The organism is Streptomyces diastaticus subsp. diastaticus, assembly GCF_011170125.1.
In the GTDB taxonomy this organism is placed as follows: domain Bacteria; phylum Actinomycetota; class Actinomycetes; order Streptomycetales; family Streptomycetaceae; genus Streptomyces; species Streptomyces diastaticus.
In genome coordinates, this window is sequence record NZ_BLLN01000005.1 from 765,739 (window position 1) to 783,847 (window position 18,109).

Genomic DNA, 18,109 nt, shown 5'->3' on the forward strand with positions numbered 1-18,109 from the left:
CCCGGGCGCTCACGCGCTCGCGCGACGGACCAGGGTCGTGGGAAGGATGACGCCGTCCCGCTTCGCGCTCTCGGGAGATCCGGCACGGTCCCCGGCGTCCAGCAGGCTGCGGGCCATCAGCCGGCCCATCTCCTCGATGTCCTGGCGGACGGTGGTCAGCGGCGGCTCGGTGTGCTGCGCGACGGTCCGCAGATCGTCGAAGCCGACCACCGCGACGTCCTCGGGCACCCGCAGCCCCGCGTCGCGCAGCGCCCACAGCGCCCCCGAGGCGGTCAGGTCGGAGGCGGCGAAGACCCCGTCGAGGTCGGGGCGCCGCTCCAGCAGGGCACTCATCGCCCGGGCGCCGCCCTCGGGGGTGAAGTCGCCGGAGGCCAGCAGGCCGGGACCGGCCTCGAGTCCGGAGCCGGCGGCCTCCGTGATGTCCCGCCAGCCGTCGAGCCGGTCGACCGCCGAGGTCTGGTCGAGCGGTCCGCTGATGTGCGCGATCCGGCGCCGCCCGAGCGAGGCCAGGTGGCGGACGGCCGCACGGGCGCCGCCCCGGTTGTCACAGTCGACGTAGGGCGTGGCGGCCGGGTCGCCGGGGCGGCCGCCGAAGACGGCGGGCAGCCCCGCCCGGCGGACCAGACCGGGCAGCGGATCGTCGAGGTGGACGGAGAAGACCAGGGCGCCGTCGACGTGGCCGCCGGCCAGGTAGCGGCCGACACGTTCGCTGTCTTCGTCACCACGGGTCAACATCAGCACCAACTGCGCGTCGCGCGCGGTGAGTTCATCGCTGATACCGCGCAACTGGAGGGCGAAGAACGGGTCGGTGAACACCCGGGTCTCCGGCTCGGCGATGACGACGGCGACGGCGTCGTGGCGCCGGGTCACCAGGGCGCGGGCGGCGCGGTTGGGGACGTAGCCGAGTTCGTCCACGGCCCGGCGGACCCGCGCGGCGAGCTGCTCCGTGACGCCCGCGCCGCCGTTGACGACGCGGGAGACGGTCGCCCGGGACACCCCCGCCCGGGCCGCGACGGCCTCCAGGGTCGGGCGTGGGGTGGCGGGCGGTACGGGCACGGCGGGCGCTCCTGCGGGACGGCGGACGGTCGTGGTTCGCCGGTCAGCGTACGCCGCGCGCCCTGTCAGGGGCCGGGTCAGTGGTGTGCGTGATCCCCGGAGTCCGCCTGACTCCCCTTGCCGGACTGGGCCTCGCCCTTCTCCTCGGCGGCCTTCTTCTCCTCGGCGGCGTCCTTGGAGGACTTCTCCGGCGCGGCGTGGTGGGGCGCGTCCGGGTCGTAGCCGGGGATGGTGCCGTCGGCCTTGGCGATGAGGAAGAGCCCGGCCATCCCCATGTCGGAGTGGCTCTGGACGTGGCAGTGGTACATCCAGGCGCCCGCGCCGACGCCCTCACCGGCGATGAACTGGAAGCCGAAGGAGTCGGCGGGGCCGGTGATCTTGTTGTCGATGACCGGACTGGGATCGTCGGGGCCGGTCAGCAGGCCGGTGCGGTTGTCGGCCCAGCGGTGCCCGTGCATGTGGAAGGTGTGGTAGAACTCGCCGTGCGTGATCGACAGGACCTCGATCCGGTCGCCCACCTCGGCCTCGAAGTCGGGGCTCTGGTCGCCGGGCCTGTTGTTGATCGTCATGTCGTTGAAGACGATCTGGAAGGTCTTGTCGGGCAGGATGTCGCCCTCGCGCCGGACGATGAGCCCGCCGTAGAGCCCCTGCCGCAGTCCCCCGGTGCCGTGGTCGGTGCCGACGACGTGGTCGTGGTAGTTCCAGTATCCGGCGCTGCCGGGCCGCCAGGTGCCGTCCTTGCGGCGGCCGGGGGCGTGGGTGCGCCAGGTGTAGGTGCGACTGCCGCCGGGCTCGACGTGGCTGTTGCTGGCGCGGGTGCCGTCGCTGCTGATCTCGTAGTCGACGCCGTGCGCGTGGAGGCTGGCGTCCACGTCGAGGAGGTTGTGGAACTCGATGTGCAGGGTGTCGCCCTCGTTGAGCTCGATGAGCGGGCCGGGGATGGAGGGCTTGCCCTTCTCCAGGCCGTAGCCCGTCATGCCGTCGGCCATCTTCTCGCAGTACATGGTGAGGTGTTTGACCTCGCCGCCGGCCGGCGCGGTCCTCGGCGGGGTGTCCGCCGCCGCCGAGGACTGCGACATCGATGTCAGACCCCCGGTGGCGAGGACCGCTCCGCCTGCCAGGAGACCGCGGTGGAAGCCACGCCTGCCGATGGACCCGTTCGCCTCGCTCATCGCCTGAACTCCTCGGAACAGTGGGGGTGTTGGGCGGGGCCGACGCAGCCTTGGGGCGCCGACGACGGCCATACGGTATCGGCGCGCCCTTTGTTTATCCACACTCAGGACAAAGTTCGATCGATTGCGGTCATAGCCCTTGGCGACTTGCGAAAAGAGGTCTAGCTTCATCCGCGCTGTTTCCTGTGACCGACGAGGGGTGGGTGAACACATGCGGTTGCTACCGCATCGGCGACCCGGCACACCAGGCGGGACACCGGGGCCACGAGGCTCCGGCGCACGGGCCGGCAGAGCCGCCGGCCGCACCGCGGCCGCGGCCGTGGTCTCGGGCGCGCTGCTGACCGGCATGCTCTCCGGCGGGACGGCCAGCGCGCGGCCGTTGACCGACGAGCCCGGCAGGACAACGATGTCGCTGCCGTCCCCGCCAGGCGGCGCCGAGACCCGCGTACTGGTCTTCCACGGGTCCACCGGCGCCGAGCCGCCCAACGTGGACGCGGGCATCGAGGCGATCGAGAAGATCGGCAACACCGGGCCCGCCGAGGAACGCTTCGTCACCGAGGCCGGCTCCGACGCCTCGGTCTTCACCAACGAGCGCAAGCTCGGCCGCTACCACGCCATCGTCTTCCTCACCGGCGGAGGGGACATCCTCGACGCCGAGCAGGAGGCGGGCCTGGAGGCGTACGTGGAGGCCGGCGGCGGCTTCCTCGGCATTCACGACGCGGCCCGCACCGAGCCGTACTCCACCTGGTTCGGCGAGCTGATCGGGGCCCGGCCCACCGCGGGCAGCGGCGCCAAGGCGCAGCGCGCCACCGTGGAGGTCGGCGACCGGGTCCACCCGGCGGCCGAGAACCTGCCGCTGGAGTGGAAGCGGCCCGACAAGTGGCTGAACTGGAAGGAGAACCCGTCCGGGAAGGTCCACACGATCGCCCGCGTCCGGGAGGCCACCTACACCCCGGGGGAGGGTGCCAACGGCGCCGACCACCCCGTCTCCTGGTGCCGCGACTACGACGGCGGCCGCTCCTTCTACACCGCGATGGGCGGCACCGCCGAGAGCTTCGCCGAGGCCGACTTCCGCGACCACCTGCGCGGCGCCCTGATGTGGACGGCCCGCCTGACCCAGGCCGACTGCAAGGCGTCCATCGACGCCAACTACAAGGCGGAGCGGCTCACCAAGCCCAACCAGCCGGGCCAGAACGACCAGATCGGCGAGCCGCACGGCCTGGTCACCGCCGAGGACGGCCGGGTCTTCTACATCGGCCGCGGCGGCGCGGACTCCTCCCAGCCGGTGGTCACCGACTGGGACGACCCGGACGTCGGCAAGGGCCAGGGCCAGGTCCACGTCTGGGACCCGGAGACGGGCGAGGTGAGCCTCGCCGCCTCGCTGACCGTCTTCGGCAACAAGGGCGGCGGCGACGAGCTGGTCAAGAACGAGGAGGGGCTGCTCGGCATCGAGCTGGACCCCCGGTTCGAGGACAACGGCTGGGTCTACCTGCACTACAGCCCGCACTCGGAGATCGACCGGGAGAAGCACGTCGGCGAGCGCCGCGTCTCCCGCTTCACCTTCGAGGAGTCCACCGGCGAGCTGGACCTCGCCTCCGAGAAGGTGCTGCTGAACTGGCCGGTGCAGATCCACAGCTGCTGCCACGCCGGCGGCGGCCTGGCCTGGGACTCGGACGACAACCTCTACATCGCCACCGGTGACACCAACTCCAGCCAGTTCACCGACGGCTACTCGGGCAACAACCCCGAGCCGGACTTCAAGGGCCTCTCCTTCGCCGACGCCCGCCGCACCTCCGGCAACACCAACAACCTCAACGGCAAGATCCTGCGCATCCACCCCGAGGACGACGGCACGTACACCCTGCCGAAGGGCAACCTCTTCACCGGCGAGGAGCCCGACGAGGGCGGCGGCAAGACCCGCGGCGAGATCTACGTGATGGGCGTGCGCAACCCGGCCCGCATCGCCGTCGACAAGAAGACCGACACGCTCTACGCGGGCTGGGTCGGCCCGGACGCCGGCGCGCCCTCCACCACCTGGGGCCCGGCCAAGTACGACACCTTCGCCGCCATCACCGGCCCCGGCAACCACGGATGGCCCTACTGCATGGGCAACAAGCAGCCCTACCGGGACCGGAACCTGCCCGACCCGGCCAAGCCGCTCGGCTGGTACGACTGCGACGCCCCCAAGAACGAGTCGCCCCACAACGACGGCCTGGTCGACCTGCCGCCGGTGACCGGCAACACCATCTGGTACTCGCCCGACGGCGGCGGCCCCGACTTCCCGCGTGACGAGAACGGGGTGCCCTCCTACGACAAGGACGAGCAGTTCTTCCGGCTGCCCTGGCTCAAGGGCGGCGGGCAGGCCGCGATGAACGGCCCCGTGTACCGCTTCGACGCCGACAGCGACAGCGACGTCAAGTGGCCCGCCTACTGGGACGGCAAGTGGTTCGTCGGCGACCTCTACGACGCCGACCAGCCGCGCCACGCCGTGCTGACCGACCCGAAGACGGTCGGCAAGGGCGGCCTGCCGGTGCACGCCGAGTCGCTGAAGAAGATCGTGCCCGTCGGCGAACAGGGGATCCGCAACCTCATGGACTGGAAGTTCGGTCCGGACGGTGCCCTGTACGTCCTCGACTACGGACGCGGCTTCTTCACCTCGGACGACAAGTCGGCGCTGTGGCGCGTGACCTACACCGGCGGCGGGCCCACCCCGGCCGCCGGCGACCTGGCCGGGAAGGGGAAGTGATGAGAAGGACACGGCGGGGCGGACCCCCGCGCGTGGGCACCGCGCTGATCGCGGCGCTGCTGATGCTGCTGGGGCTGACCGCCCCCGCCGCGGCCGGCGAGATCGGCGGCGGTGACCCGAGGGCGGCGGCGCAGACGCTCACCTGGACGGCCGGCAACGACATCGACAAGTACCTGTCGGCGCCCGCCACCGCGGCCCCGGGGCCGACCACGATCGTCTTCGAGAACAGCGAGGCGACCGGCAACACCACGTCGATGCCGCACACCCTGACGTTCGACACCGGCAACCCCGACTACAACAGCGACGTCCAGCTCAACATCCTCGCCAACCCCTCGGACGCCAACGGCGGCAAGCACACCGCCGAGGTGGTGCTCACCCCGGGCACCTACCGCTACCACTGCACCATCCCGGGCCACGGGCAGATGCAGGGCACCCTCGTGGTGAGCGAGGACGGCGGCGGCGAGGACGACACCACCGCCCCCGAGGTCACCGCCTCCGTCGACGGCCAGCAGAACGCCGACGGCGACTACGTCGACAGCGCCACCGTCTCGCTGGACGCGAAGGACGAGGGCTCGGGCGTCGACGCGATCGAGTTCGCCCGCGGCGCCGACGGTGCCTGGGAGCCGTACTCGGAGCCGGTCGTGGTGAACGAGGTCGGCGACCACGTGATCCGCTACCGCGCCACCGACAAGGCGGGGAACCAGTCGCAGGAGAAGTCCGCCGAGTTCACGGTGGCCAGCCCGGACACCGACGACACCGACCCGCCCGAGACCTCGGCGACCGTCGCCGGGGACCAGGACGCGGACGGCGCGTACGTCGGCATGGCGACGGTCACCGTGACCGCCTCGGACACCGGCTCGGGCGTCAACACCATCGAGTACGCGCTCGGCGCGGACGGCGCCTGGCAGGCGTACGACGCACCGGTGATGGTGCACGAGGTGGGCGAGCACCGGTTCCGCTACCGCGCCACCGACAAGGCGGGCAACCGCTCCGAGCCGCGGACCACCGAGTTCACCGTGGTGGAGCAGCCGGCCGAGGACACCACCGCACCGGAGGTCTCGGCCGCCCTGTCCGGCGACCGCAACTCCGCCGGGGCCTACCTCGGCAAGGCCACGGTCACGGTGAAGGCGACCGACGAGGAGTCGGGCGTCGAGAAGGCCGAGTACTCGCTCGACGGCGGCCCCTACCTCACCTACGAGGACCCGGTCGTCGTCGACCGGGTGGGCCGCCACACCTTCGCCTACCGGGCGAGTGACAAGGCGGGCAACACCTCCGAGGCCCGCCAGGTGTCGTTCTCGGTGATCGGCGGCGACGTGCCGGCTCCGCCGTGCGCGGAGTTCGACGAGCGGGAGACCGTCTTCGTCGGCGACCAGAACAGCGGTGTCCCCAACCGGATCACGGACAACCGCTGCCGGATCAACGAGCGGATCGAGGACGAGCGTGAGTGGTCCTCGAACGCCCTCTTCCTCAAGCACGTCGAGACGGTGCTGACCGCGCTCGGCAAGGAAGGCGTCATCGACGACCGGGAGACCCGCCAGATCCGGCAGGCCGCCAAGGCCTCCGGCATCGGCAAGCCCGGCCAGACCGAGGGCTACCGCAAGCTCTTCGACGGCACCGAGAAGTCCTTCGCCCAGTGGGAGCAGGCCGGCGGCGGCGCCTTCGACCTGAACGAGGACGGCTCCATGACCAGCTCGACCGAGGTCGAGGGCATGGGCATGCTGTGGTTCCCGGAGCGCAAGTACGACGACTTCTCGCTGAAGCTCCAGTGGCGGGACGACGCGCCGGAGGGCGGCAACGCCAACGCGGGCGTCTTCGCCCGCTTCCCCCACCCCTACGACCACCCGGAGGAGTCCCGCCCCGAGTGGGTGGCCATCAAGTACGGCCATGAGCTCCAGATCCTGGACCGCCCCGACGGCGACATCTACAAGTCGGGCTCGGTCTACGGCTTCGACCGGGTCGGCCTCGGCGGCGCCGGGGTGACCCCGAAGGGCACCTGGAACGACTACGAGATCAAGGTGACCGGCCAGCACTACGAGATCTACCGCAACGGCACCCTGATCAACGAGTTCGACAACACCGGCGGGCAGTCCTTCAACCCGCCGCGGGACGACGACCCGGGCACCGACGGCCGGCGCTACGCCTCCGGCTACATCGGCCTCCAGGTCCACGGCGTCACCGACGTCATCTCGTACCGCGACATCCGCATCAAGGAGCTGTGACCTGGTCCCAGCGGGAAACCGGGGGCCGTCGGCGCGTGCGCCGGCGGCCCCCGCCGCCGTGCGGGGTGGCTCCCCCCACGGCGGCGTGCGCTGGCGGCGGCCGGGGCGGGCCCTCAGGCTGGGAAGGGTGGGCGCCGGGCCTCCGGTGCCCGTACGGCCGAATCCGAGGAGCGCCGGTATGAAGCAGAACGACCCCGCGTACGGCCCCGTCGTCTTCCGTGACAAGTCGGCCGGGTACGCCTTCCTGACCCGCTCGACGGCGACCAGCGACCGGACGATCGACTGGGACGACGGCAACACCTATCCGGTGATCGACGTGGAGATCTCCTCCGAGAGCCACCCCTTCTACACCGGCAAGGCCCGCACGGTGGACACGGAGGGCCGCGTCGCCCAGTTCGAGCGGCGCTACGGCCGGGCGGACGGGTCGGCGCCGCAGGGGCCGGGAGCGTAGGCGTACGCGCCGGGGGCGGGCCGGAGCCGCGCGCCCCGGCCCGCCTCAGCCGGCGGCCTCGCCATCGGGCTCGTCGCGGTCGCGGCGGGCCCGGCTGGGCTGCACGCGGCGGGGCTCGCCGGGCATCTTGGGGTGATCGGGCGGGTAGGGCAGATCCTCCAGGCCGTGTTCGCGGGCGTCGCGGGCGGCCAGCTCCAGGAGCGGGTCGAGGCGGTAGGCGTGGTCGTCGATGTCGGCGTGCACGTCACCGAGGGCGGCGTAGCGGTCCTGCATGGTGAGCAGGTCGAAGTCGCGGGGGTCGGCGTCGCCGAGCTCGTCCCAGCGCAGCGGGGCGGAGACGGGGGCGTGCGGCTTGCCGCGGACGGAGTAGGCGCCGGCGATGGTGCGGTCCCGGGCGGTCTGGTTGTAGTCCACGAAGATGCGCTCGCCGCGCTCCTCCTTCCACCAGGCGGTGGTGACCGCCTCGGGCATACGGCGCTCGATCTCGCGGGCCAGCGCGATGGCGGCCCGGCGCACCTCCACGAACGGCTCGACCGGCTCGATCGGGATGAAGACGTGCAGGCCGCGCCCGCCGGAGGTCTTGGGCCAGCCGCACATGCCGTACTCCTCGAGGATCTCGCGGAGCGTGCGGGCGGCGGCGACGGCGTCGCGGAAGTCCGTGCCCGGCTGCGGGTCGAGGTCGACGCGCAGCTCGTCGGGGTGCTCGGTGTCGGGAGCGCGCACCGGCCAGGGGTGGAAGGTGAGGCAGCCGAGGTTGACGGCCCACAGGAGGGCGGCCGGGGACTCGGGGCAGATCTCGTCGGCGTGGCGGCCGCTGGGGAAGGAGATGCGGGCGGTGTCGAGCCAGGCGGGCTTGTTCTTCGGTGCGCGCTTCTGGTAGAAGAACTCGCCGTCCACGCCGTCGGGGAACCGCTGGAGGGTGGTGGGCCTGCGGCGCAGGGCCCGCGTGGCACCGTCCTGGACGGCGAGGAAGTACCGCGCCACGTCCAGCTTGGTGAAGCCGCGCTCGGGGAACCACACCTTGTCCGGGTTGGAGAGCCGCACCGTGTGGCCGCCGACCTCGAGTTGCACCGCTTCCGATCCCATGCGGCCACCGTAGGCCGCCAGCGAATATGCCGCATATCGGGCAGACTCGGGGTATGGACCTGCCGGTGATGCCCCCCGTGAAGCCGATGCTCGCCAAGTCCGTGACGCGGATTCCGCCGGGGATGCAGTACGAGGCGAAGTGGGACGGCTTCCGGGCCCTGGTCTTCCGGGACGGGCCGGAGCTGGAGCTCGGCAGCCGTACCGGCAAGACGCTCACCCGCTACTTCCCGGAGCTGGTGGCGGCACTGCTGGAGCGGCTGCCGCGGCGGTGCGTGGTGGACGGCGAGATCGTGATGGCGCGGGAGGGACGCCTCGACTTCGAGCTGCTCTCCGAGCGCATCCACCCGGCCGCCTCCCGGGTGCGGATGCTGGCGGAACGGAACCCGGCCTCCTTGGTCGCCTTCGACCTGCTGGCCCTCGGCGACGACAACCTGACGGCCCGGCCCCTCACCGAGCGGCGGGCGCTGCTGGAGGAGGAGCTGGGCGAGGCGGGCCCGCCGCTGCACGTGGCCCCGGCGACCCGCGACGCGGAGCTGGCGGAGCGGTGGTTCGACCAGTTCGAGGGGGCCGGGCTCGACGGGGTGGTGGCCAAACCGCTGAACCTCGGGTACCGGCCGAACGAGCGGGTCATGTACAAGATCAAGCACGGCCGCACCGCCGACTGCGTGGTGGCCGGGTACCGCACCCACCGGGGCGGCACCGGCGTCGGTTCGCTGCTGCTGGGCCTCTACGACGACGCGGGCACGCTCCAGCACGTCGGCGTCTGCGCCGCCTTCACCGCACGGCGGCGCACCGAGCTGATCGCCGAACTGGAGCCGCTGCGTCTCGCATCCGTCGCCGACCACCCGTGGGCGGCCTGGGGTGAGGCGGCCGCCCACGAGCAGGCCCGGCTGCCCGGCGCGCCGAGCCGCTGGTCGGGGACGAAGGACCTGTCCTGGGTACCGCTCCGCCCGGAGCGGGTCTGCGAGGTCGGCTACGACCACATGGAGGGCACCCGGTTCCGCCACACCACCCAGTTCAAGCGGTGGCGGCCGGACCGGACCCCGGAGAGCTGCACGTACGCCCAGCTCGCGGAGCCGGTCCGGTACGACCTCGGGGCCGTGCTCGGCGAGGAGGGCTGACCGGACGGGGCCGCCCGTCAGCCGAGGCCCAGTTCGCGGCCCTCGCCGAGCGGGGCGAAGGCGGCGGCCACCGCCTCGTCGGTGACGGCGTCCAGCGTCGCGGGCAGCCACGCCGGCGCCCGGTCCTTGTCGACCACCTGGGCGCGGACGCCCTCGGCGAGGTCGGGCCAGGTCAGCGCGTGCGCGGAGACGCGGTACTCCTGGTCCAGCACCGCTTCGAGACCGGGCAGCGCGCGGGCTCTGCGCACGGCGGCGAGGGCCGTCTTCAGGGCGAGCGGGGAGCGGCCCCGGACCGTCTCGGCGGTCTCCTTGGCGGCCGGTTCGCCCGAGGCGTCGAGCCGCTCCAGCGCCTCCTCGACGGTGGGCGCGGACCAGCAGGCGTCGATCCAGTCGCGCTGGGCGGCGAGTTCCCCCTCGGGCGCGGGGTGCGCGAGGCGGGCGACGGTGGCCGCGGCGTCCTCGCCGGCCGGAGCCTGCGCCAGTGCCTCGACCAGGCCGGGGAGTCCGGCGACCGGGAGGTAGTGGTCGGCGAGGCCGCAGTGCAGCGCGTCACCAGCACCGACGGGCCGTCCGGTGAGGGCGAGGTGGGTGCCGAGTTCGCCGGGGGCGCGGGAGAGCAGGTACGTGCCGCCGACGTCCGGCACGAACCCGATCCCGGTCTCGGGCATGGCCACCAGCGACCGCTCGGTGACGACACGGACGCCGCCGTGGGCGGAGATGCCGACGCCGCCGCCCATGACGATGCCGTCCATCAGGGCGACGTACGGTTTCGGGTAGCGGGCGATCCGGGCGTTGAGCCGGTACTCGTCGCGCCAGAAGGCGAGCGGCGCCTCCAGCTCGCCGCGCAGGGCGTCCTCCCGGATGGCCCGGACGTCCCCGCCCGCGCACAGGCCCCGCTCCCCCGCGCCCTCCATGACGACGGTGGTGACGGCCGGGTCGTGCTCCCAGGCGTCCAGGGCCCCGGCGATCCGGTCCACCATGGCGTGGTTGAGGGCGTTGAGCGCACGCGGCCGGTTCAGCGTGATCCGTCCGACCCGCCCCTCCACCCGCACGCGTACCGCTTCCTCGGTCATCGCCGTCCCCTCTCCCGCTGAGCAGTGATCGACTCCAGCCTAGGCGTTCGAGTCCTCGGACAGAAGTGCCGGTCAGAGATGGTGCACGGGGCGCCGGGCGGGAGCGCCGGCGGGGCAGGGCGGTGCGGGCTCACCCGAGCCCCCGGCCCTCCCGCAGCACCGCGCGGGCCCGGGCGGCCAACGCGTCGGCACCGCAAGCCCGGGCCAGGGCCAGACCCCGGGTCAGTTCCCGGGCGTCGCGTGCCGCGATCCCGTAGGCGACTCTCGCCTCGGCGTGCTCGTAGGCGCCGGGGGAGGATTCCAGGTACGCCACCGAGCGGGCCAGCAGGCTGGTCGCGCGCGGGCCCGTCTCCAGGGCGGCGGCGCAGCGCAGCGCCTCCCCTATGGCGGTGTCGGTGCCGAAGCGTTCGGCCTGGCGGCGTGCGTCGGCGGCCAGTTCCCTCGCGCGGCGCGGGTCGCGCGGGCCGACGGCGCGGGCGAGGAGGAGCTGCCAGGGAGCGAGGACGGTGTTGTAGCGGTCGGTCTCGGCGGCGGCGTGCGAGGCGGCCTCCAGTTCCTCGATCGCCTCCTTGGTACGGCCCTGCGCGAGGAGCAGCCTGCCGCGGACCGACTGGGCGTCGGGCAGGATCAGGGTGGAGGGGTAGGGCGGGCCGAAGTGGTAGCGCTCGGCGACCTCCTGGGCCTTGCCGAGGTGGCCGCGGCAGAGCAGCGTGTCGATGAGCATGCAGGCGGCGTCCCAGTGCATGGGCAGCTCCTCGCCGACGCGGTCGGCGAGTCTGAGGCTCTCACGCAGGAACCCCTCCGCCTCGACCAGCCGGCCGCGCCGGCGGTGGACGTAGCCGACGAAGGCGTGGGCGATGGCGAGGTGGCCGCCGCTCCAGCCGGAGATCTCGTAGATGCGCAGGGCCTCGCCGAAGAGCGCCTCGGCGCGGTCGAGGCGGTCGGCGAAGAGGTAGCTGCCGCCGAGCATGATGAGGAGTTCGAAGCTCCACTCGGTGTCGGTCCAGCCGAGTCCCGGCGCGAGGCGGCCGTTGACGAGGGCGCGGTCGCAGAGTTCCACGACGAGTTCGGCGTTCTCGCCGCGCGTCATGGCGTCGAAGGCGCGCAGGATCAGCAGGGCGCGCTCGGAGTTGTCGCGCCCGGTGAGCGGCTGGGCGATCTCGCGCAGCACGCGGGAGCGTTCGAGGGCGTCGGCCTCGCCGGTGTGGATGCCCTCCCACATGTAGTGGACGGCCTGGAGGCGCAGCCGGTCGGGGCCCGGCTCCAGCCGGGCGGCCTCGCGCTCGATGGTCTGCACGGCCTCGCTGACGTGGCCGAGGTGGACGAGGGCCTGCGAGAGACGGCAGACCGCGTCGATGCGGGCACCGGGTTCGAGGCCGTCCATGGCGAGGGCCGCACGCAGGTGGGCGACGGTGCCGTTGGGTGAGGTGAGCAGGGCGGCACAGCCGAGTTCGTAGAGCACGGTGGCGTGCGTCTCGGGCAGCGGGGGTTCGGCCAGGGCCCGGTCCAGGCAGCGGTAGGCGGCCTCGGGCGCGCCGACGGCGAGGTGTTCGCGGGCGGCCCGGCGCAGTTGCTCGACGATCTCGGGGTCGTCGTCGGGATGGACCTCCAGCAGGTGGCGGGAGGCTTCGGCGGCGCTGCGGCCGGAGCGGGTGACGGCCCAGGCGGCCTGGCCGTGCAGGGCGGTGCGGGCGGCCGCGGGTACGGAGCGGTAGACGGCGGTGGCGATCAGCGGGTGGGCGAATTCGAGGGCGTCGTCCTCGCCGCTGAGGATGCGGGCCTCCCGCAGGACGCGGGCGCAGTGGGCGGCGGATTCGGCGCTGAGCCCGGTGAGTTCGTCGGCGAGCCGCAGGGTGATGTTGGTGCCGAGGACGGCGGCGGACCAGGCGAGGCGGGTGGCCTCGGTGCCGAGCCCTTCGAGGGTGGCCACCAGCCCGCGGCCGCGCGCCTTGGCGTTGAGGTCGCGCAGCGCGGCGGCGTTCGACTCGACCGGCTCCGTCCCGGCGCCGCGGACCTTGGCGAGGAGTTCGACGGTCTCGTACGGGTTGCCGCCGGTGACCGCCCAGACCTCGCGGCAGAACGGGTCGTCGGCCTCGGGCCCGAGCGTGGCGCGGGTCAGTCCGGCGGTGGCGTCGGGGGTGAAGGCGGTGAGGGTGGCGAGGCTGGTGCCGGGGCGCGCGGCCCGGCCGACGGTTCTCAGATGGCGGGCGCTCTCGCCGGTGGCCTCGTCGTCCCGGTGGGCGACGACGAGCAGGACGGGCAGTTCGTCGAGGTGCTGGGCGAAGCCGGCGAGCCAGCGCAGGGACTCCTGGTCGGCCCAGTGGGCGTCGTCGATGACGAGGACCAGCGGCCAGTGCAGGGTGACCAGGCGGCTGACGGCGGCGACCAGCCCGTCGACGACGCCCTGCGGGTCGGCCTGGCGGCCGCCGGGCCGGGCGATCCCGAGGGCGGGGCCGGCGATGTCGTACCAGTCGCCGAGGTACTCGCGGGCCTCGGCGGCGCTGAGGGAGACCAGGGCGGGCTGGAGCAGCTGGCGGACGACGTGGAAGGGGACGGAGGTGACGGTCTCGCCGCCGCGGGCCGTCCAGACGGTGCAGCGGCCGGAGGCTATGCGCCGGACCTGGCGGAGCACGGCCGTCTTGCCGATGCCCGCCTCGCCGGTGAAGACGAGCAGGCCGCCGGTGCTGCTCCCCTCGCAGAGCGCGTCGACCGCGCCGGTGACGGCGGCGAGTTCCGCGTCCCGTTCCCAGAGCGGTCCGGACGGTACGGCCTCCGCGTGCTCCGGTGCCATGCCGCTCCTCCCCGTCAGATCGCGGTCCGGCGCCCGGACCTGGCTGCACTGCGGCTCCGAGCGTAGCCAACAGGGGCGTTCCGCGGTGCACACTCCGTGCGTTCCCTGGTGCGCGGGGTGAGAATCACGGGGGGACGAGCGGGGAGATACGCCGGATTGCGGACACCCGGTCGACGCCCGACGGTGGAAGTGCCGTCGTGGCGCCCGCTTCTCGGCCCGCCCCTCTCATGACTCCCTCACTCGGGGCTCATACTGTGGCGCCCATGACACAGGTGACTCCCCCCGGCTGGTACCCCGACCCCGGCCACGCAGGTGACGGCCCCCGCCAGGAACGCTGGTGGGACGGCGGACAGTGGACGGACAGCCTCCGCCCGGCGGGCGGGCCGGCGGGCGCCGCCCCGGGAACCGGCCAGGGCTGGGGCCGTCCCGCGCCCTGGGGCCCCGGCCCCGGGCAGCCGTACACCGCGCCGCCGAAGTCGCGGCGGACGGCCCGGACGGTGGTCGCCGCGGTGGTGGGCCTGGTGGTTCTCGCCGGGATCGGCGGCGGCGTGTACGCCCTCACCCAGGACGGCCCGGACGAGCGGGCCGGCGCAGCCGGGGACGACGGCGCGCGGGACCGGCGGGCACCGGGGGACGGCGCGGCGGACGCGGCGACCGACGGGGCCAGCGGCATCGCCCTGCCGGTGCTGGAGGGGTGGACCGGGGAGTCGGGTGAGGCGGGCGCGCAGGTGACGACGCGTCCGTACCCGTGCCCCGGGGCGGCGGAGCTGACCTGTGTGCGCAGCGGGGCCTTCTCGATGCCCGCCCAGGCCATGGGGCTGAAGGAGAGGACCGCCCGCGCCACGGCGGAGGCCGACATCGAGGCCAACATCGAGGAGGCGTACGGCGGCGAGACGTACGGCTCGATCACCGCGCGGGAGGAGGTGGCGGCCAAGGCGGTGACGGTGGCCGGGCAGCGCGGCCATCTGGTGCGCTGGAAGGTGGAGACGGCCTCGGGCGTCGACGGGTACGTGCAGTCCCTGGCCTTCCCCTCCCCGGCCTCGCCACGGCTGATGGTGCTGGTCCGCTTCGGGCTGGACGACCATCCGAAGGCGCCGAGGCCGACCGTGCTGGACCAGATACCCCGGGCGATACAGAAGGCGGAGCTGGGGACGGGGCCCGGCCGGGAGGTCTGAGCGAGGCACGCCCCGGGTGGCCGCGGCCGGCTCGCCGCCGGGCACGGACCCCCGCGCCCGGCGGGAGACCGGGCGGGCCCCCCTCGGAGGAGTCCCGCCCGGTCCCGCGGCGCGCCGCGCCCGTCCCCACGGAGCGGCGCCTCGGGCCGCCGTCCCTCATCCGCGAGGACGGCGGCCCCGTCTGTCGTCCCCCGCGGGCCCGCCCGTCCGCGGCGGAGGTCCGGCCGGAGAGGTGAGGCCCAGCGCGGGCAGGATACAGATGTCGACAAAGCGTTGAAGGTACGCGGCGTCCTCGGCCGGGTGGGGGCGGCGGCCCTCCAGGACGGGCCGCACCCGCAGGACGCCGAAGATCTGCGCGGCGACGAACTCCCGGGCGGGGTGGCCGACGGGAATCTCCCCGCGCCCCTCGGCCCGGTCCAGCATGGCGTCGACCATGCTGGTCTCCGGATGGACGAGTGCCTCGCGCAGCGCCTGCTGGAGGTCCTCGTCCTGGAGGACGGCGTGGGCGAGCGCCTGCACCAGGAGGCCGTCGCGGTCGCCGCGTTCGGCTCCGGCGCGCGCGGCCTCGCGCAGGTCCCCGGCGAGCGAGCCGGTGTCGATCCCGGAGAAGCGGACGCGGCGCTGGGCCCGCAGGGCAGCGGCGACGAGCCGGGGCTTGCCGCCCCACTGCCGGTAGAGCGTGGACTTGCCACAGCGGGTGCGGGCCGCGATCCCCTCCATGGTCAGCGCCTCGTACCCGCCCTCGCGGAGCAGGTCGAGGGTGGCCTCGTACAGCTCGCGCTCGCGCTCGGGGGTGATCTTGGAGCGGGGGGAGGAGAGCCCGCCGCGCTCTTCGCTACGACTCTGCGACGTCATACGCCCAACCCTCTCGTCTCCCGACGGCGGGCGGCCGCCGGACGGCTCCCCGGGGCACCCTTTCCGGCCACACAGCCCATCGATACGCCAGTGTACCGATACGGACGCGTATCGGTACACTGGCGTATCGATCCGGCCGCCGACCCGACCGCATCCGCCCGCACACGTCCACACCGTCAGCAAAGGGGCCGGGGCATGACAGCCCGTTCCGCGCCTGCCGCGGAGGACCGGCCGGACCTCGCTCCCCGGCCGCCGCTCGTCCGCGAACTCCTCCTCGTCGCCGGACTCTTCCTCGTCTACAAGTGCGGCCGTCTGCTCGCCGCCGGTGAGACGGCCGCGGCCTTCCGTCACGCCGACGGCGTCCGGCACGCGGAGCGCGCCCTGGGCCTGCCCGACGAGGCCGCCGTGCAGCGTCTGCTGCTGCACGGCGACACCCTGATACGCATCGCCAACACGTACTACGCCACCGTCCACTTCCCGGCGACCGCGCTCTTCCTCGTCTGGCTGTACCGGCGCAGGCCCCGCCACTACCTGTGGTCCCGGCGGGTCCTGGCGGTGCTGACGGGCGCCGCGCTCGCCCTGCACCTGCTGGTCCCCCTCGCCCCGCCCCGGATGCCGGCGGCGGCCGGTCTGGTCGACACCGGCCAGGTGTACGGCCCGACGGTCTACGGCAGGGCGCCGGAGGCCGACCCGCTGGCCAACCAGTTCGCGGCGATGCCCTCCCTGCACTTCGGCTGGGCGCTGATGGTGGCCGTCGGCCTGATCGCGGCCACCCGCTCCCGGTGGCGGTACCTCTGGCTGCTCCACCCCGCCCTGACCCTGCTCGTGGTGGTCGGCACCGCCAACCACTACTGGCTCGACGCGCTGGCCGCCACCGGCCTGCTCGCCGCCGCCCTGGCCACCGTCCGGCTGGTGGGGACGGCCGGCTCCCGGGGCCGCCTGCGGGGGCGCGTACCGCTGCCGGGCGGCCGTCGATGACCGCGGACCTGGCCGTCGCGGTCGCCGTCTCCCTCGTGTCCGCCCTCGCCTACGCCGCCGCCGCGGTGGCCCAGGAACGCCTCGCCGCGCGCACGGCGCCCGGCGCCTCCCGCGATCTGGCGCGACTGCTCAGGGCCGGCGCCTGGTGGGGCGCGGTCGGCCTCAACACCGCGGGCGCCCTGCTGCACGTCGTCGCCCTGCGGTTCGGCCCGCTCACGCTCGTCCAGCCGCTCGGGGCGCTCACCCTGGTCGCGGCGGTCCCGCTGGGCGCGCGGTACGCGGGGCGCCGGGTGGCCCGGCGCGAATGGCGCGGCGCGCTGCTCACCCTCGGAGGGCTCGCCCTGCTGATGTCCGCGGCGTCCGGCCCCGCGCCCGAGGACAGCCTCACCCTCACCGAGGCCCTGGCGGTCGGCGCGACGAGCCTGCTGCTGATCGGCGCGCTCGGCCGCCCGGGGCGGGGTCCGGGGCTGCGCCACGCCACGGCCTCGGGCCTCGCCTCCGGGATCGCCTCGGCGCTCACCCAGACGGTCACCGTGGCCCTGGCCGCCCCGGGGAGACCGGGCCCGCCCCTCCTCCCGACGGTCCTGCTCGCCCTGCTGGTCGCCGCCTTCGCCACGGCCGGGCTGCTCCTGGCCCAGACCGCCTACCGCTCCGGTCTCGGCGCGCCCCTGGCCGTCGTCACCCTGACCAACCCGCTCGCCGCCTCGGCCGTGGGCCTCACCCTCCTCGGCGAACGGCTCCACGGCGGAGCCGCGGGGGTACTGCCCGCGCTGGCGGGGGCGCTGGTGGCGGGCCGGGGCGTGGTGGCGCTGAGCAGGGCGGCGGGACGCCACGCGGGGAAGACGCCGGTCCCGCAGGCGGGACCGGGCACGCGCACGCGACCGCCCGGGCGGACCGTGGGCGCGGCCGGCGGCTGAACCGCCGGTCCGGCGACGGACCGGGAGGCTTCCCGCGGGACCGTCCGGGCGGCGCGGCCGGGAGGTCCCGGAGCCCGCGCACCGGTACGCGCGGGGAGAACCGGACGGGCACCGGCCGCGGTGGCCGGCCGGACACGTCCGCGGACACGCGCCCGGAGGCGCCCGGCCGACCTTCCGGCGTCCCGGTGGAACGGCCCGGTACCCCCCGCGCGACGAGAACCGACGTGCCCGGGCCGGGCCGCGGAAGCCCCCTTGTTTCCGCGCAGCCCCGCGGGCGCGCGCGGACAGGTCGCCGCGCCCCGGTGGCGGACGGCGCCGGGCCGCCGCACGCCGAAGCGCCGGCACCTCCCGCCAGGAGGCGTCGGCGCCCGCACCCCCGCCGCCGGACCGGCGGCGCGCTCCCGGCCGGCGGCTCCCACAGCCGTGCGCCGGGGCCCAACCCCGACCCTTCGCACGCGTTTTGGGGGTC

At 74.3% G+C, this 18,109-nt stretch carries 13 protein-coding genes; 7 read left to right on the forward strand and 6 right to left on the reverse strand.

Features of this window, described 5'->3' with window-relative positions:
- Window positions 1-9: 9 nt before the first annotated feature.
- The gene (locus Sdia_RS20915; protein WP_115069260.1) at window positions 10-1,056 is read right to left on the reverse strand and encodes a LacI family DNA-binding transcriptional regulator; all 1,047 of its coding nucleotides are present in this window, start codon (window positions 1,054-1,056) and stop codon (window positions 10-12) included.
- Window positions 1,057-1,133: 77 nt separating this feature from the next.
- Window positions 1,134-2,228 (reverse strand): multicopper oxidase domain-containing protein, encoded by a 1,095-nt coding sequence (locus Sdia_RS20920; protein WP_189499878.1) that lies wholly within the window; start codon window positions 2,226-2,228, stop codon window positions 1,134-1,136.
- Window positions 2,229-2,574: 346 nt separating this feature from the next.
- Here Sdia_RS20920 and Sdia_RS20925 point away from each other — a divergent pair, with 346 nt between their 5' ends.
- The 3 genes from Sdia_RS20925 (at window position 2,575) to Sdia_RS20935 (ending at window position 7,644) form a co-directional block, all read left to right on the forward strand.
- Window positions 2,575-4,974, forward strand: a complete 2,400-nt coding sequence (locus tag Sdia_RS20925) for a ThuA domain-containing protein (protein ID WP_100454348.1) — start codon at window positions 2,575-2,577, stop codon at window positions 4,972-4,974.
- On the forward strand, window positions 4,974-7,193 hold the full coding sequence (locus Sdia_RS20930; protein ID WP_189499877.1) for an OmpL47-type beta-barrel domain-containing protein: 2,220 nt from the start codon (window positions 4,974-4,976) through the stop codon (window positions 7,191-7,193). The genes Sdia_RS20925 and Sdia_RS20930 overlap by 1 nt, the downstream gene beginning before the upstream one ends.
- A 178-nt stretch (window positions 7,194-7,371) precedes the next feature.
- On the forward strand, window positions 7,372-7,644 hold the full coding sequence (locus Sdia_RS20935; RefSeq protein WP_003952031.1) for a type B 50S ribosomal protein L31: 273 nt from the start codon (window positions 7,372-7,374) through the stop codon (window positions 7,642-7,644).
- A gap of 45 nt (window positions 7,645-7,689) precedes the next feature.
- Here Sdia_RS20935 and ligD read toward each other — a convergent pair whose 3' ends face one another.
- Complete coding sequence (gene ligD, locus Sdia_RS20940; protein ID WP_100453648.1) at window positions 7,690-8,730, reverse strand: non-homologous end-joining DNA ligase; 1,041 nt, start codon at window positions 8,728-8,730, stop codon at window positions 7,690-7,692.
- 53 nt (window positions 8,731-8,783) lie between these two features.
- On the opposite strand from ligD, the gene Sdia_RS20945 reads away from it, so the two are divergent.
- Window positions 8,784-9,851 (forward strand): ATP-dependent DNA ligase, encoded by a 1,068-nt coding sequence (locus Sdia_RS20945; protein ID WP_100453647.1) that lies wholly within the window; start codon window positions 8,784-8,786, stop codon window positions 9,849-9,851.
- Window positions 9,852-9,868: 17 nt separating this feature from the next.
- On the opposite strand, the gene Sdia_RS20950 is transcribed toward Sdia_RS20945, so the two are convergent.
- Window positions 9,869-10,924, reverse strand: a complete 1,056-nt coding sequence (locus Sdia_RS20950; protein ID WP_100453646.1) for an enoyl-CoA hydratase/isomerase family protein — start codon at window positions 10,922-10,924, stop codon at window positions 9,869-9,871.
- Between the two features lie 130 nt (window positions 10,925-11,054).
- Complete coding sequence (locus Sdia_RS20955; RefSeq protein ID WP_191835371.1) at window positions 11,055-13,715, reverse strand: ATP-binding protein; 2,661 nt, start codon at window positions 13,713-13,715, stop codon at window positions 11,055-11,057.
- A gap of 263 nt (window positions 13,716-13,978) precedes the next feature.
- Between Sdia_RS20955 and Sdia_RS20960 the strand changes: the two genes are divergently transcribed.
- Window positions 13,979-14,890, forward strand: a complete 912-nt coding sequence (locus Sdia_RS20960; RefSeq protein ID WP_164495018.1) for a DUF2510 domain-containing protein — start codon at window positions 13,979-13,981, stop codon at window positions 14,888-14,890.
- Window positions 14,891-15,046: 156 nt separating this feature from the next.
- Here Sdia_RS20960 and Sdia_RS20965 read toward each other — a convergent pair whose 3' ends face one another.
- The gene (locus tag Sdia_RS20965) at window positions 15,047-15,745 is read right to left on the reverse strand and encodes a TetR/AcrR family transcriptional regulator (protein WP_100453643.1); all 699 of its coding nucleotides are present in this window, start codon (window positions 15,743-15,745) and stop codon (window positions 15,047-15,049) included.
- 195 nt (window positions 15,746-15,940) lie between these two features.
- Here Sdia_RS20965 and Sdia_RS20970 point away from each other — a divergent pair, with 195 nt between their 5' ends.
- A complete protein-coding gene (locus tag Sdia_RS20970; RefSeq protein ID WP_100453642.1) occupies window positions 15,941-16,723 on the forward strand; it encodes a phosphatase PAP2 family protein in 783 nt (260 codons plus the stop codon).
- On the forward strand, window positions 16,720-17,640 hold the full coding sequence (locus Sdia_RS20975) for a DMT family transporter (RefSeq protein WP_100453641.1): 921 nt from the start codon (window positions 16,720-16,722) through the stop codon (window positions 17,638-17,640). Before Sdia_RS20970 ends, Sdia_RS20975 begins: the two co-directional genes overlap by 4 nt.
- Window positions 17,641-18,109: the final 469 nt, after the last annotated feature.